11 protein-coding genes are annotated in these 15,072 nt (G+C 67.7%); 5 read left to right on the top strand and 6 right to left on the bottom strand.

The window, feature by feature from the left end:
* Positions 1 to 6 precede the first annotated feature (6 nt).
* Both A5773_RS20345 and A5773_RS20340 read right to left on the bottom strand, forming a co-directional pair.
* The gene (locus tag A5773_RS20345; protein WP_066953541.1) at positions 7 to 447 is read right to left on the bottom strand and encodes a nitroreductase family deazaflavin-dependent oxidoreductase; all 441 of its coding nucleotides are present in this window, start codon (positions 445 to 447) and stop codon (positions 7 to 9) included.
* Between the two features lie 14 nt (positions 448 to 461).
* Positions 462 to 1,304: an NAD(P)H-binding protein gene (locus A5773_RS20340; protein ID WP_067792323.1), complete on the bottom strand. Its 843-nt coding sequence runs from the start codon at positions 1,302 to 1,304 to the stop codon at positions 462 to 464.
* A 113-nt stretch (positions 1,305 to 1,417) separates the two neighbouring features.
* Here A5773_RS20340 and sigI point away from each other — a divergent pair, with 113 nt between their 5' ends.
* Positions 1,418 to 2,296 (top strand): RNA polymerase sigma factor SigI, encoded by an 879-nt coding sequence (gene sigI, locus A5773_RS20335; protein WP_066953536.1) that lies wholly within the window; start codon positions 1,418 to 1,420, stop codon positions 2,294 to 2,296.
* Here sigI and A5773_RS20330 read toward each other — a convergent pair.
* Positions 2,293 to 3,513: a MinD/ParA family protein gene (locus A5773_RS20330; RefSeq protein ID WP_197507898.1), complete on the bottom strand. Its 1,221-nt coding sequence runs from the start codon at positions 3,511 to 3,513 to the stop codon at positions 2,293 to 2,295. The genes sigI and A5773_RS20330 overlap by 4 nt on opposite strands.
* A gap of 626 nt (positions 3,514 to 4,139) precedes the next feature.
* On the opposite strand from A5773_RS20330, the gene gltB reads away from it, so the two are divergent.
* On the top strand, positions 4,140 to 8,735 hold the full coding sequence (gene gltB / locus A5773_RS20325; RefSeq protein WP_067792321.1) for a glutamate synthase large subunit: 4,596 nt from the start codon (positions 4,140 to 4,142) through the stop codon (positions 8,733 to 8,735).
* Complete coding sequence (locus A5773_RS20320; RefSeq protein ID WP_066953532.1) at positions 8,728 to 10,194, top strand: glutamate synthase subunit beta; 1,467 nt, start codon at positions 8,728 to 8,730, stop codon at positions 10,192 to 10,194. Before gltB ends, A5773_RS20320 begins: the two co-directional genes overlap by 8 nt.
* Before the next feature lie 366 nt (positions 10,195 to 10,560).
* On the opposite strand, the gene A5773_RS20315 is transcribed toward A5773_RS20320, so the two are convergent.
* Positions 10,561 to 11,409, bottom strand: a complete 849-nt coding sequence (locus tag A5773_RS20315) for an LLM class F420-dependent oxidoreductase (protein ID WP_067792318.1) — start codon at positions 11,407 to 11,409, stop codon at positions 10,561 to 10,563.
* A 51-nt stretch (positions 11,410 to 11,460) separates the two neighbouring features.
* Here A5773_RS20315 and A5773_RS20310 point away from each other — a divergent pair, with 51 nt between their 5' ends.
* Together A5773_RS20310 and A5773_RS20305 are read left to right on the top strand one after the other, a co-directional pair.
* Positions 11,461 to 11,892, top strand: a complete 432-nt coding sequence (locus A5773_RS20310) for a hypothetical protein (RefSeq protein WP_067792315.1) — start codon at positions 11,461 to 11,463, stop codon at positions 11,890 to 11,892.
* A 22-nt stretch (positions 11,893 to 11,914) separates the two neighbouring features.
* A complete protein-coding gene (locus A5773_RS20305; protein ID WP_066953526.1) occupies positions 11,915 to 12,922 on the top strand; it encodes a PHP domain-containing protein in 1,008 nt (335 codons plus the stop codon).
* A 73-nt stretch (positions 12,923 to 12,995) separates the two neighbouring features.
* On the opposite strand, the gene dinB is transcribed toward A5773_RS20305, so the two are convergent.
* Complete coding sequence (gene dinB / locus A5773_RS20300) at positions 12,996 to 14,195, bottom strand: DNA polymerase IV (RefSeq protein ID WP_066953524.1); 1,200 nt, start codon at positions 14,193 to 14,195, stop codon at positions 12,996 to 12,998.
* Between the two features lie 186 nt (positions 14,196 to 14,381).
* The gene (locus A5773_RS20295; RefSeq protein ID WP_066953522.1) at positions 14,382 to 15,023 is read right to left on the bottom strand and encodes a TetR/AcrR family transcriptional regulator; all 642 of its coding nucleotides are present in this window, start codon (positions 15,021 to 15,023) and stop codon (positions 14,382 to 14,384) included.
* Between the last annotated feature and the right edge of the window lie 49 nt (positions 15,024 to 15,072).

Genomic DNA, 15,072 nt, shown 5'->3' with positions numbered 1-15,072 from the left:
TTGCCCTTACGTCGGTTCGAAGCGGAAGACGGCGAGTCGCCCCGCCAGCGCTTCGAATTCGTCGGCCGTCCCATCGCGCACCATCCCCGACCGTTTCGCGAACGCCACACCGACGGGCACCTGGGCGGGGAACGCCCGCAGCACCGGCCGCGCTTCTCGGGCGGAGAGTTCGACGATCCGGACCTGCCGTGACCGCCGTCCCCGGCTGAGCGTGCCGGTGCCCGCCGCCCGGGCGTTGGCCGCCCAGTCGGCGCCGGGATAACCCGCCACGACATAGAGGTCACCCCGAAACTTGAATGGTGTCATCGGGGTGCTGCGAGGCCGGCCCGACTTGCGGCCGGGGACCGTCAGCACCATCGCGGGACCGGTGGGGATCCCGAGGCGTTGGACCGCCATCATCACCCTGTTCATCGGCTTGAGGTAGCGCGGCGGACGCGGTTCGGACATGTGCGGCTCCTTTGCTAACTCGCACGGGCGAAAACGTCGCGATGCCCGGCGACCCACTGGCCGAAGGGGAGCGCCGGCCGGCCGAGGATCTTCTCCACGTCGTGGGTGACCAGCGCGGGTGCATCGAGTGTCGCGGCCAGCATGGCGATGTAGGCATCCGCGAAGTCGGCGGTGAAGCCCAACGCGAGGAATCGTTGGCGCACCGCGGTATTCGGGATTTCGCGGTACTGCAGCGGCCGATCCAACACGGCGCCGATGGCCTCGACCAGCTTCGAGTTGGTGAAAGCCTGCGGACCGGTCAGCGGGATCCGCTGCCCGACAAGCTCATCGGTGAGCAACGCCCGCGCTGCCACCTCCGCAATGTCGGTCTCGACGATGGGTGCCGTCGAAGCCGCGGCGTACGGCCCAAAAACCACGTCGCCCGCGCGGATCTGCGGTGACCACATGCCGGCGAAGTTCGTCGCGAATACCGTCGGCCGCAGGCTCACCCAGGCCAGGCCGGAGTCGACGGCGAGCTGTTCGACCTCCTTGTTGCGGTCCCCGCGGAAGCGGGACGGCTGCCGGGAGAAGTCGTCGTCGGCGTTGATCGCCGAGAGCGCAACCAGCTTCCTCACCCCGGCGCGCACGCACTCGGTTACCACCCGCTGCAGGTCCTCACCCAGCGCCCGGGAATTGAGGAACACCGCCGACGCGCCGGGCAGCGCCGCGGTCGCCGACCCGACCGGTTCGACGCCGGACGGAAACCCGGCCGTCTCCGGCGCACGGGTCACCGCGCGCACCGGCGCCCCCGCGGCGGCAAGGGCGGCGACGAGAGGGCGTCCGACGTTGCCGGTCGCTCCGGTTATCACAATGGTCATGGGAAGGCCCCTTTCTCGGAATTTTCTGCGGTGTTCCAAGGACGGGGCGAAAGGTGGGAAAGTTACACGTGGAAAACCTGTAACTTTTTGTCGCAGCGGATCGTCGAAGAGTCATGAACCAGTCGCAGCCAGCGGGCGACCAGGTCGCCGAGGCCTGGCGTCGTCACCGACCGTATCTTGTCAACCTCGCCTACCAAATGCTCGGCGACGTCGGTGACGCCGAAGACGTTGCGCAGGAGGCATTTTTGCGGCTCTCGCGGGCCGACGTCGGCGAGATCGATGACGTCCGAGGTTGGCTGACGGTGGTGGCGAGCCGGCTCTGCCTCGACCAGGTCCGCTCGGCACGCGCCCGCTACGAACGACCGGGCGAGGTCCAGGAGCGGCCGGCGCCGCACCGCTCCGACCCTGCCGACCGGGTCACCCTCGACGACGAGATCCGCGCCGCGTTGCTCGAAGTGCTGCGCAGGCTCAGTCCCGGGGAACGGGTCGCCTTCGTGCTGCACGACGTGTTCGGCGTCCCGTTCGAATCGATCTCCGAAACCGTGGGCCGCCCGGTGGGCACCTGCCGTCAACTGGCGCGGAGAGCGCGGGCGAAATTCGTTGCCGCGCAACCCAAAATCAACGAGGTGGGGACGGCCGAGCACCAGCTGGTCACCGAGAAGTTCATCACCGCATGCGCCAACGGCGACGTTGCGGCGTTGGCCGCCGTGCTGGACCCGACGGTGTGGGGCGTGGGCACGATCCTCGCCGACCCGCCCCCGCCGCAGCAGATCAACCACGGGCCGGACGCGGTGGCCACCAACCTGCTGCGCTACCTGTGGCCGGACGTGACGTTGGTCAGCGGCCCCGTCGGGCAACCGGTGCTGTTGGCATTCACCGATCGCCGGCTGTTCGCCGTCATTGTCCTGACGATCCGCGGGTCCCGCGTGGCCAAGATCGAGGCGATCGCGGACCCGGCCGCGCGGATGGGAAATCCGGCCGAACGAGGCTAGCCCGGCTGGTCGTCGTGACGGGCCACGAAATAGCCCGCGATCGTCGCCGTGACCTCGAGGAATTTCCGCCGCGTCGCCGACGCCATTTCGCGGCTCACATCGATGACACCGCCCGGCCGCAGGTGGGGGTCGAAGGGCACTTCGATCACCGGCCGGCCGTGATCGATGAACTCGCGGGCCAGCAACGCCCGGGTGCGCTTGTCGGCGTGGCCATCTGAATCGTTGAGCACGACGACGCTGTTCCGCAGCAGTGTGTCGAAGCCCTGATCTGCCAGCCACTCCATGGTCCTGGCGGCGGCATTCGCCCCGTCCGCCCACGGCGAGGAAACCACGATCAGCGCGTCCAAATCGCGCAGCACCTCCTGGGTGACCGGCGCGTCCATCGTGGAACCGCAGTCGATGACCGAGATCGCGAAATGACGGTCGAGGCGTAACGCGGCCTCCCGGTAGATCGCGGGGTCGAGCACCCGGCGCGGCCCGGCCGCCGGTTCACCACCGAGCACGTGCAGGCCGGCGGAGTTGCGCCCCACCCGGGCGACCACATCGCTGAAAGACTCCAGGTTCTTGTCGGCGGTGAGTTCCCAGAACGATCCGGACGACCGCGGGTCGATCCGGCTGCTGAGTCGGCCGAAGGCGGTGTCGGCGTCGATCGCCACGACGTGGTCCTGCCTTCGGAGTTCGGCGAACAGCGAGCCCACACTGGCGGCCACCGACGTTTTTCCGACGCCACCCTTGCCCAGGATGCCCACCTTGTAGTTGCCGAGCAGGCGGGCCCGGATCGCCGCCTCGAATTGGGCGTCCTGCTGTTGCGCGGATGACGGACCCAGCTTGACCAGACCAAAAGTGATGAGCCGGAGGATGCGTCGCCAACCGCGGTCGGGTGTTGCGCCGACGGGGCTGGTGGACCGCGCCGGCGTTGCGGTGATCGGCGGTACCGCAGCGGCGGGTGCGGGGGCCTCCTGTGGAGCCGGCCTCGCGGGCGGCCGCGGGAAAGCGGGCGCGGCGACGGCGGGCTGTTGGGACGGAGCGGGCGGACGCTGCGGAGACGCCGGCGGGCGCACCGGGGTCCCCGACGGTGGCCGCGGTGTGAGGCGCTGGCCGACAGGAGGCTGCGGCGCAGGCGGCACACTCCCGGGCGGGGGGCCGGGCGGGCGCGCCGCCGCCGTACCGGGCGGCGGCTGCAGACGGTCCCGCAGGAATTCGTCGCGCTCGTTCATGGGCTCCTCGGGTGCCGGGCGATCGGTCGGCGCTGGTGGGGTGCGTCCTGGGCTAGTGATAAGCGCCACGGCTCACCGCCGGCGCCGGATGCGGACCAGTACCCGTCCAGTATCTCCGCCGTGCCGCCCATCGCTACCGTGCAAACTTAGCAGCGCTCGCTTTGGCCTGCCCGCGGTGGCTTTGGCCGCCCGCTGAGCACGACCATGCGAGCCGATGCGGGGGCGGTCGGCACGCGCCAGTGCGGCGTCAGCAAACATCTACCGGCAGCAGATTCGGCGCACCGGACGGCGCTGCTGTGACGAAGGCTGCAACGCCGAAACAGCACGTCCGCCGGGTTGTCGCACTACGGCCGCCGCGAAATTTACGGTGCTGCCAGCTGGCGGTTAGACTTGACGAAGTTGGCATGTCAGGCGGGTATTGTCATATCGTTTTACGACTTGTCGAGACCGGTTTCCAGGCCACCGTTCAGCGCTGCACGGACGCATCCCTAACAGGATCATCTCCACCTGGGGGACAGCCTATCGAGACAAGACCGAGGGGTCTTAAGCCCGCAACCTCCGGGTGCGACTCCATCGGAGCAGCTGTTAACGGACAGCTCAACGTTCAGGCGAAGGGTCAGGTGCATATGACGCCCAAGCGCGTCGGGTTATACAACCCCGCGTTCGAGCACGACTCGTGCGGGGTAGCCATGGTCGTCGATATGCACGGCCGTCGTAGCCGCGACATTGTCGATAAGGCCATCACCGCGCTGCTCAACCTCGAACACCGCGGTGCTCAGGGCGCCGAGCCGCGCAGCGGTGACGGTGCCGGCATCCTGATCCAGGTCCCGGATGCCTTCCTGCGCGAGGTCGTGGATTTCGAGCTGCCCCCAGCTGGCAGTTATGCCACCGGTATCGCCTTCCTCCCGCAGTCGTCCAAGGACGCCGCGGCCGCTTGCGACGCGGTGGAGAAGATCGCCGAAGCCGAGGGCCTGACGGTGCTGGGCTGGCGGAACGTGCCCATCGACGACTCGTCACTCGGCGCGCTGTCCCGCGACGCGATGCCCACGTTCCGGCAGGTGTTCATGGCCGGCGCATCGGACATGACGCTGGAGCGCCGCTGCTATCTGGTGCGCAAGCGCGCCGAGCACGAACTCGGCACCAAGGGGCCCGGGCAGGACGGACCCGGTCGCGAAACCGTCTATTTCCCAAGCCTTTCCGGCCAGACGATGGTCTACAAGGGCATGCTGACCACACCGCAGCTCAAGGCGTTTTACCTTGACCTCCAAGACGATCGGATGACCAGCGCGCTGGGCATCGTGCATTCGCGGTTCTCCACCAACACCTTTCCCTCGTGGCCGCTGGCCCATCCGTTCCGTCGGGTGGCCCACAACGGCGAGATCAACACCGTCACCGGCAACGAGAACTGGATGCGTGCCCGCGAGGCGTTGATCAAGACCGAGGTCTTCGGCACGGAAGCCGACGTCGAGAAGCTGTTCCCGATCTGTACCCCGGGCGCCTCGGACACCGCGCGGTTCGACGAGGCGCTCGAACTGCTGCACCTGGGTGGCCGCAGCCTGGCCCACGCGGTGCTGATGATGATTCCCGAGGCGTGGGAACGCAACGAGTCGATGGACCCGGCGCGGCGGGCGTTCTACGAGTTCCACGCCTCGTTGATGGAACCCTGGGACGGCCCGGCGTCGATCACGTTCACCGACGGCACCATCGTGGGCGCCGTGCTGGACCGAAACGGCTTGCGCCCCTCCCGGATCTGGGTCACCGAGGACGGCTTGGTGGTGATGGCTTCCGAGGCCGGGGTCCTGGACCTGGACCCGGCGAAGGTGGTTCGCCGGATGCGCCTGCAGCCCGGCCGGATGTTCCTGGTGGACACCACCCAAGGGCGAATCGTCGCCGACGAGGAGATCAAGGCCGAACTCGCCGCCGAGCACCCGTACCAGGAATGGCTGGACCGGAACCTGGTCCCGCTCGACAAGCTGCCACAGGGCGACTACGTGCGGATGCCGCATGAACGACTCGTCAAGCGGCAGTTGACATTCGGCTACACCTATGAAGAGCTCAACCTCTTGGTGTCGCCCATGGTGCGCACGGGCGCCGAGCCGATTGGCTCGATGGGCACCGACACCCCGGTCGCGGTGCTCTCGCAGCGGCCCCGGATGCTCTACGACTACTTCCAGCAGCTGTTCGCGCAGGTGACCAACCCGCCGCTGGACGCCATCCGCGAAGAGGTGGTGACCAGCCTGCAGGGCACCACCGGCGGCGAGCGCGACCTGCTCACGCCGACCGAACACTCCTGTCACCAGATCGCGTTGCAGCAGCCGATTCTGCGCAACCACGAGCTGGCCAAGTTGGTCAACCTCAATCCCGAGGACGAGGTCAACGGGCGCCCGCATGGCATGCGGTCCAAGGTGATTCGTTGCCTGTACCCGGTCGCCGAGGGTGGCGCCGGGTTGGCGGCGGCGCTCGATGAGGTGCGCGCGCGGGCATCGGCCGCGATCGAGGACGGCGCGCGGGTCATCATTCTCTCGGACCGCGAGTCCGACGAGCAGATGGCGCCGATCCCGTCGTTGCTCGCCGTTTCCGGAGTCCACCACCACCTGGTGCGCGACCGGACGCGCACCCATGTGGGTCTGGTCGTCGAGACCGGTGACGCCCGCGAGGTGCACCACATGGCGATGCTGATCGGGTGCGGGGCGGCGGCGATCAACCCTTACCTGGCGTTCGAGTCGATCGAGGACATGCTCGACCGCGGCGCGATCGACGGCTTCTCGGACCGGCAGGACCGCGAGAAGGCGCTGAACAACTACGTCAAGGCCGCCGGCAAGGGCGTGCTGAAAGTGATGTCCAAGATGGGCATTTCGACGCTGGCCTCCTACACCGGCGCGCAGCTGTTCCAGGCGGTCGGCATCTCCGAGGATGTGCTCGACGAGTACTTCACCGGGCTGAGCTGCCCGATCGGTGGCATCACCCTGGAGGACATCGCCGCCGACGTCGCAACTCGGCACCGGCTGGCCTATTTGGATCGCCGCGACGAGCGCGCGCACCGCGAACTCGAAGTCGGCGGCGAGTACCAGTGGCGCCGGGAAGGTGAGTATCACCTGTTCAACCCGGAGACCGTGTTCAAGCTGCAGCACTCGACTCGCACCGGCCAGTACAAGATTTTCAAGGACTACACCCGCCTGATCGACGACCAGAGCGAGCGGATGGCCTCACTGCGCGGCCTACTCAAGTTCCGCGGCGGTGTGCGTCCCCCGGTCCCGCTGGAAGAGGTCGAACCCGCCAGCGAGATCGTCAAGCGCTTCTCCACCGGGGCGATGAGCTACGGCTCGATCTCGGCCGAGGCGCACGAGACGCTCGCCATCGCGATGAACCGTCTCGGCGGGCGCTCCAATAGTGGGGAAGGCGGCGAGGACGTCAAGCGCTTCGACCGCGACCCCAATGGGGATTGGCGCCGCAGCGCCATCAAACAGGTCGCTTCCGCGCGTTTCGGCGTCACGTCGCACTACCTGACGAACTGCACCGACATTCAGATCAAGATGGCGCAGGGCGCGAAACCCGGCGAGGGCGGCCAGCTCCCGGGACACAAGGTGTATCCGTGGGTCGCCGAGGTCCGGCATTCCACACCCGGCGTCGGCCTGATCTCCCCACCGCCGCACCACGACATCTACTCCATCGAGGATCTCGCACAGCTGATCCACGACCTGAAGAACGCCAACCCGTCCGCACGGGTGCACGTCAAGCTCGTCTCCGAGAACGGGGTTGGGACGGTCGCCGCCGGCGTCTCCAAGGCGCACGCCGACGTGGTGTTGATCTCCGGCCACGACGGCGGCACCGGCGCCACCCCGCTGACGTCGATGAAACACGCGGGCGCGCCCTGGGAGTTGGGCCTGGCCGAGACACAACAGACCCTGCTGCTCAACGGGTTGCGTGACCGGATCGTGGTCCAGGTGGACGGTCAGCTCAAGACGGGCCGCGACGTGATGATCGCCGCGCTGCTCGGCGCCGAGGAATTCGGCTTCGCCACCGCGCCGCTGGTGGTGGCCGGCTGCATCATGATGCGGGTGTGTCACCTGGACACCTGCCCGGTCGGCGTGGCCACCCAGAACCCGGTGCTGCGCGAGCGGTTCACCGGTAAGCCCGAGTTCGTCGAGAACTTCTTCATGTTCATCGCCGAAGAGGTCCGCGAGTACATGGCGCAGTTGGGTTTCCGCACCCTCAACGAGGCCGTCGGCCAGGTGGGGGCGCTGGACACCACGCTGGCCCGCGCGCACTGGAAGGCGCACAAGCTGGATCTCGCGCCGGTGCTGCACGAGCCCGAGTCGGCGTTCATGAACCAGGACCTGTACTGCAGTTCCCGGCAGGACCACGGCCTGGACAAGGCGCTCGATCAGCAGCTGATCGTGATGAGCCGGGAGGCGCTCGATTCCGGCAAGCCGGTGCGCTTTTCCACCACCATCAGCAACGTCAACCGCACGGTGGGCACTATGCTCGGCCACGAGGTGACGAAAGCCTATGGCGGCCAAGGGCTTCCGGATGGAACCATCGACATCACCTTCGACGGATCCGCGGGTAACAGCTTCGGCGCCTTCGTGCCCAAGGGAATAACGTTGCGGGTCTACGGCGACGCCAACGACTACGTCGGCAAGGGGCTGTCCGGTGGCCGGATTGTGGTGCGTCCGTCGGACAACACCCCGCAGGACTACGTGGCCGAGGACAACATCATCGGCGGCAACGTGATCCTGTTCGGCGCGACCAGCGGGGAAGCCTTCCTACGCGGGGTGGTCGGCGAGCGGTTCGCGGTCCGCAACTCCGGGGCCCACGCCGTCGTCGAGGGCGTCGGTGACCATGGATGCGAATACATGACGGGTGGTCGGGTTGTGATTCTCGGCCGGACCGGCCGCAACTTCGCGGCGGGAATGTCAGGCGGTGTGGCTTACGTGTACGACCCGGACGAGGAACTTCCGGACAATCTCAACATCGAGATGGTCGATGTGGAGACCCTGGACGAAGACGATGTCGACTTCCTGCACGGCATCATCCAGGCCCACGTGGACGCCACCGATTCCGCGGTCGGCCAGCGCGTCCTGGCGGACTGGCGCGGTCAACAACGCCATTTCGTCAAGGTGATGCCGCGCGACTACAAGAAGGTGCTGCAAGCGATCGCCGAAGCAGAGCGCGACGGAGTCGACGTGGACAAGGCGATCATGGCGGCCGCACATGGCTGACCCGAGCGGCTTCTTGAAGTACACGCACCGGGAACTGCCGAAGCGCCGGCCTGTCCCGCTGCGGTTGAAGGACTGGCACGAGGTCTACGAGGACTTCGACGAAGGCACGCTGCGTGAGCAGGCGACCCGTTGCATGGATTGCGGTATCCCGTTCTGTCACAACGGGTGTCCGTTGGGCAACCTGATCCCGGAATGGAACGACCTGGTGCGCAGGGGCAGCTGGCGCGACGCGATCGAGCGGCTGCATGCCACCAACAACTTCCCGGACTTCACCGGGCGGCTGTGTCCGGCCCCGTGCGAACCGGCGTGTGTGCTTGGCATCAACCAGGATCCGGTGACCATCAAGCAGATCGAGCTGGAGATCATCGACCACGCCTTCGAGGAAGGCTTCGTGGTGCCGCTGCCCCCGGACAAGCTGACCGGGAAAAAGGTCGCCGTGGTGGGTTCGGGTCCGGCAGGTTTGGCCGCGGCTCAGCAACTGACCCGCGCCGGCCACACGGTCACCGTTTTCGAGCGGGCGGATCGGATCGGCGGGCTGCTGCGCTACGGCATTCCGGAATTCAAGATGGAGAAGCGTGTCCTCGACCGGCGCCTGGACCAAATGCGGGCCGAGGGAACCGAATTCCGCGCCGGTGTCAACGTCGGAGTCGACATCACCGCCGAACAGCTGCGCGCCGACTTCGACGCGGTGGTCCTGGCCGGCGGCGCCACCGCCGGGCGAGACCTGCCCGTTCCCGGTCGGGACCTGGACGGGATCCACCAGGCGATGGAGTACCTGCCGTGGGGGAACCGCGTGCAGGAGGGCGACGACGTCCTAGGGGCCGACGGGGAACCTCCGATCACCGCCAAAGGCAAGAAGGTGGTCATCATCGGCGGCGGTGACACTGGGGCGGACTGCCTGGGTACCGCGCACCGGCAGGGCGCGACCGTCGTGCACCAGTTCGAGATCATGCCGCGCCCACCGGACACGCGCGCCGAATCGACCCCGTGGCCGACCTACCCGCTGATGTACCGGGTGTCGTCGGCGCACGAAGAGGGCGGCGAGCGGGTGTTCTCGGTGAACACCGAAAAGTTCATCGGCGCAGACGGCCGGGTGACGGCGCTCAAAGCGCACGAGGTCACCATGCAGGACGGCAAGTTCGTCAAGGTGGACGGCTCCGACTTCGAGCTCGAGGTCGACTTGGTGCTGCTGGCCATGGGATTCGTCGGCCCGGAAAAGGAGGGCCTGCTCACCGATCTCGAAGTCAAGCTCACCGACCGCGGCAACGTCGCGCGCGGTGCCGACTTCGACACGTCGGTCCCCGGTGTGTTCGTCGCCGGGGACATGGGTCGCGGCCAGTCGCTGATCGTCTGGGCGATTGCTGAAGGCAGGGCCGCTGCCGCGGCCGTCGATCGGTACCTGATGGGTGCGACCGCGCTGCCAGCGCCGGTCAAGCCGACCGCGGTCCCACTCCAGTAGTCACAGAAGCCACACCAGAAACAGAAGCACCAACTGTCGGCGAGTCGCCCCCCGTTTGCCAGGCGGTGGTGTCTAATTGCCTGTTGTGGGCTCGGTCACACGGGCATCGGATCGGGGCCCCGGCTGAACGGAACGATCGCAGGAGTGATCACTGTGCACATCAATCCCGTACCTCGATCACGGATGGGGCGAATCGCCTGGTCCTGGTTTCGTCACCCGGTCAAGAGCCGCGAGTTCCCCGCTAAGCACGAGCGCCTGGTAACCGCCGACGATTTGCTGATCTTCGGGGCATAACCGCCCGACCGAACCCCTTCGCGCGCCGCGGAGGGGTTTGCTCGTCGCGACAAAGAGGTTAACCCGGCCGCATCAACCGAGCAGCCCCGAATCGCGGATGGACTCGGCGAGCGGTTCCAAGACGGCGGGGTCGTGCGGCGGGTTGATGTACACGATGCCCAGGTCGAGTCCTTCGGCCTGAAGCCCGGCGGCCTCTTCGACGACCTTCTGGTAGTTGCGCTCCTCGTCCAACCGCAGATGGGCGGACAGCGTGATCTCCTTCGGGCCGCGCCCGATCTTCTCGCACTCCGCGGCAAGCACGTCGCGCTTGCGGGCGAACAGCTCGGGCGGACCGCCCACGAAATTCCAGTGCTGCGCGTAGCGCGCGGTGATCGGCAGCGTTCGTTTCTCCCCGCTGCCACCGATGCAGATCGGGGGATGGGGACGCTGCACGCCCTTGGGTTCGTTGCGGGCGCCCTTGAGCTGGTAGTACTTCCCGTCGAAGTCGGTGGTCTCCTGGCTGAGCAGGCTGGTCAGCACCTCACACGCCTCCTCGAACCGATCGAAGCGTTCCCGGATGCTGCCCAGCTCGATGCCGTAGGCGCCCGACTCCTCCTCGTTCCAGCCGGCGCCGATCCCCAACTCGAGTCGTCCATTCGAGATGATGTCGAGCGCCGCGGCCATGTTGGCCAGCACGGCGGGGTGGCGGTAATGGATCCCGGTGACCAGGGTGCCCAGCCGCAGCCGCTTGGTCGCCTGCGCCAGCGCGGTCAGCGTCGTCCAACCCTCGAGGCAGGGCCCGCCGGCGTCGGAGAAGATCGGGTAGAAGTGGTCGAAGGTCCACCCGGAATCGAAGACGTCGATATCGTCGGCGGCCTGCCAGACGGCCAGCATGGCTGCCCAGGTGGTGTTTTGGGGGGAGGTCTTGAAGGCGAATCGCATGAAATCGACGTTAGCCGACCTTTATGAAGGGCAACTAAACTCAACCGCGCGATGAGCTACTCCCTCGGACTCGACACCAAGGCCACCCTGCTGGCGGCCGGGCTGATCTTCCTGCTCGCCCTGGCGCTCGGGGTGTGGAAGTACCGGCAGATCATGGCCGCCGCCGACCATCGCGCCCATCCCTACGTCGACATCGCGCACCGGGCCGCGTTGCTCTACTCTTTCGCGACGCTGCTGCTGGCCGTCTTCGTCGAGCTCAGCGCCTGGCCGACATGGGTCAACCTGGCCGCGGCCGGCGTGGTCGTCTTCTTTTTCATCGGCGCCATCCTCAGCTACATCGCCCACGGGGTGCGACGCGACACCGTCAACCAATTCGAGGATCCCGCGCCCGGAACGGGACTCTTCATGGCCTCGCTGATCGCCGGCGAGATCGGGGGCTTCAGCGTGCTGCTCGCCGGTTTCGTCGCCGGGCAGTTCTGGTAAGGCAGCCAGGCACACTGGAGTCATGGACCCGGTAACAGCCTTGCGGCAGATCGCCTACTACAAGGACCGGAGCCGTCAGGACCCCAGGCGCGTGATGGCGTACCGCAACGCCGCCGACATCATCGAGGGTCTCGACGACGCGGCGCGGGAGCGGCACGGCCAGGCCAACAGCTGGCAGTCACTGCCCGGGATCGGGCCCAAGACCGCGAAGGTCATCGACCAGGCCTGGTCCGGTCGCGAACCCGACCTACTCGTCGAATTGCGTTCCGCCGCCGAGGATCTCGGTGGGGGCGACATCCGTGCGGCGTTGCGCGGGGACTTGCACCTGCATTCGAACTGGTCGGACGGGTCGGCGCCGATCGACGAGATGATGGCGACCGCGTCCGCGCTCGGGCATGAGTACTGCGCGCTGACCGACCACTCGCCGCGGCTGACGATCGCCAACGGGCTGTCGCCGGAGCGGTTGCGCGCACAGCTCGGCGTCATCGACAAGCTGCGTGAGCAGTTCGCGCCGATGCGCATTCTCACCGGCATCGAGGTCGACATCCTCGAGGACGGCAGCCTCGACCAGGAGCCCGAGCTGCTCGAGCGGCTCGATGTCGTGGTGGCCAGCGTGCATTCGAAGCTGTCGATGGATGCCGCGGCGATGACGCGGCGCATGGTGCGCGCCGTCTCCAATCCGCACACCGACGTGCTGGGCCATTGCACCGGCCGGCTGGTATCGGGCAATCGGGGCATCCGACCCCAATCCAAGTTCGACGCCGAAGCGGTTTTCGCCGCCTGCCGCGAGCATGGCACCGCGGTGGAGATCAACTCGCGACCCGAACGCCGCGACCCGCCGACCCGGCTGCTCCAGCTGGCGCTCGAGATCGGCTGCGTCTTCAGCATCGACACCGATGCACACGCGCCAGGCCAGCTGGACTTCCTCGGCTATGGCGCGCAGCGCGCCGTGGACGTGGGTGTGCCCGCCGACCGGATCGTCAACACCTGGCCGGCCGACAAGCTGCTGGAGTGGACGGGCTCGAACTGAGACGCCTCAGGCCTGCACCGTCTCCGCGAAAACGTCTGGGGCAGAGAAGAATTAGCCGACACCGGCGAATCGGTCAGTCGGGAAGGTGCGGCATCTCGATACCCAGTTCACGGCCGACCAACACCCCGCGCGTGAGGGCGGATCTGCCGAAGCGCTGACGAACCTGGTCGACCGCGGCGTCCACCGCAAGCGATTCCCCGTCAAGCGGCAACACCAATTGCTGGGCGCCGCTGCGGTCGATCCCCGACACCGCGAAACCAACCAGCGTCAGCCCGCGCTGCGAGATCAGGGGTGCGGCCGACGCAACCAGCTGCCGCGCCGCGCCCAGGATCGGCTGCGTCGACGACGTCGCCCAGGGCAGCGTCCGCGACCGCGTCGCCCGCCCGAAGTCGTCGAACCGCAGGCGGAGAACCACCGTGCGCCCGGTGCGTCCGGCGGCGCGCATCCGGCCGGTAATCCGATCGATCAGGTTGACCACCACCGCATCGATCTCGGCGGCCGACATGGTGTTGCCGGCGCGGCCCAGCGCCCGTTGCGCGCCCACCGACCGACGACGCACACCGGTGGTCACCCGGCGGCGGTCGACGCTGTGGGACAGCGCGAACAGCTGGCGGCCCATGGCGCCGCCCAGCAGCGACGCCAGCGTCGACTCGCTCAGCTCGGCGACGTCGGCGACGGTCAGGAGTCCGTGGGCGTGGAGTTTGTCGGCCGTCTTGGCGCCCACGCCCCACAGCCGCCGCACCGGCAGCGGGTGGAGGAAGGTCAGCTCCTGGTCGGGCTGTACCAGCAGAAGCCCGTCCGGTTTGGCCTCCTGGCTGGCGACCTTGGCGAGAAACTTCGTGCGCGCGATGCCCACGGTGATGGGCAGACCAACCCGGTCGCGCACGTCGGCCCGCAGCCGGCCGGCGATCTGAACCGGCGTCCCGGAAACCCGGCGCAGCCCGCCGACATCCAAAAACGCCTCGTCCACCGAGAGCGGCTCCACGATCGGCGTGCAGTCGCGAAACACTTCGAACACGGCGTCACTGGCGCGGCTGTAGGCGCTCATCCGGGGCGGCACCACCACCGCGTGCGGGCACAGCCGGCGCGCTTGCGCCCCGCCCATCGCGGTCCGCACGCCGTAGGCCTTGGCCTCGTAGCTGGCCGCGAGCACGACCCCGCCGCCGACGATCACCGGGCGGCCGCGCAACGTCGGGTCGTCGCGCTGTTCGACGGACGCGTAGAACGAATCCAGGTCCGCGTGCAGGATGGACGCATCGCACCGCACGAACATATGTTCGCACGCGCCGGTGACGACAACCGATGGTGGCGACCCGCTTCGCCCGGCTACGCCGCGCTTGCGATCGCCACTTAGCCGGTGGTGGCGACCCGCTTCGCCCGGCTACGCCGCGCTTGCGATCGCCACTTAGCCGGTGGTGGCGACCCGCTTCGCCCGGCTACGCCGCGCTTGCGATCGCCACTAGCCGGATTCGCCGTAGATGCTGGTGACCCAGATATGGGTAAGGGTGTCGACGACCCGGTCCTCATCCACCGCCGGCGTCTCCGCGGACAGGGCGGCCATCATCGTCCGCTCATTCATCTGGTTCAGCGAGGTCGCCAGGTCAACCGCCGGGATCGTCTCCGGCGCGGCCCCGCGGGTGCGTTCGGCGGTGATTATCGCGGCCGTCTGGTCGATCCACTTCTGCATGAAGCCCAACCACACGACGCGCAGTTCGGAGCTGGTCGCCAGCGCTTCGGTGGCGGCGCGCGCCAGCCGGCGGTGGGTGCTGAACGCGGTGAAGAAAGCCTTGATGCCGTTTCGCCAGACCCGGCGGGGATCCGCGGGCAGCCGCTGCACCGCGCCGTCGAACTCGGAGTCGGCGCGCGCGATCACCGGCTCCAGCAGCGACAGCAGCACCGCGTCCTTCGACTTGAAATAGAAGTAAAACGTCGGGCGCGACAATCCTGCGCCCTTGGCCAGGTCGTCGACCGAGATGTCGGCGAACGAGCGCTGTTCGAGCAGCCGCTCGGCGGTCGCGAGGATCGCCTGCTCACGGTCGTCACCCGAGGGACGCATGGCGCGGCGGCCACGCAGGGCACGGGTCTGGCCGACGCTAGTCACGACCGTTACTTTACACCGTGTCGAAAGTTTCAACACTCTGTTGACTGCG

Source organism: Mycobacterium sp. 852014-52450_SCH5900713 (assembly GCF_001667075.1).
Classification (GTDB): Bacteria; Actinomycetota; Actinomycetes; order Mycobacteriales; family Mycobacteriaceae; genus Mycobacterium.
The sequence above is the reverse complement of the archived record's forward strand: the minus strand, read 5'-3'. Positions and strand labels throughout refer to the sequence as shown.

Coding starts and splice junctions, on each gene's coding strand:
- A5773_RS20310 (WP_067792315.1), top strand. CDS start 11,461: ATGAGCTACTCCCTCGGACTCGACACCAAGGCCACCCTGCTGGCGGCC.
- A5773_RS20345 (WP_066953541.1), bottom strand. CDS start 447: ATGTCCGAACCGCGTCCGCCGCGCTACCTCAAGCCGATGAACAGGGTG.
- sigI (WP_066953536.1), top strand. CDS start 1,418: ATGAACCAGTCGCAGCCAGCGGGCGACCAGGTCGCCGAGGCCTGGCGT.
- A5773_RS20340 (WP_067792323.1), bottom strand. CDS start 1,304: ATGACCATTGTGATAACCGGAGCGACCGGCAACGTCGGACGCCCTCTC.
- gltB (WP_067792321.1), top strand. CDS start 4,140: ATGACGCCCAAGCGCGTCGGGTTATACAACCCCGCGTTCGAGCACGAC.
- A5773_RS20315 (WP_067792318.1), bottom strand. CDS start 11,409: ATGCGATTCGCCTTCAAGACCTCCCCCCAAAACACCACCTGGGCAGCC.
- A5773_RS20305 (WP_066953526.1), top strand. CDS start 11,915: ATGGACCCGGTAACAGCCTTGCGGCAGATCGCCTACTACAAGGACCGG.
- dinB (WP_066953524.1), bottom strand. CDS start 14,195: ATGTTCGTGCGGTGCGATGCGTCCATCCTGCACGCGGACCTGGATTCG.
- A5773_RS20320 (WP_066953532.1), top strand. CDS start 8,728: ATGGCTGACCCGAGCGGCTTCTTGAAGTACACGCACCGGGAACTGCCG.
- A5773_RS20330 (WP_197507898.1), bottom strand. CDS start 3,513: ATGAACGAGCGCGACGAATTCCTGCGGGACCGTCTGCAGCCGCCGCCC.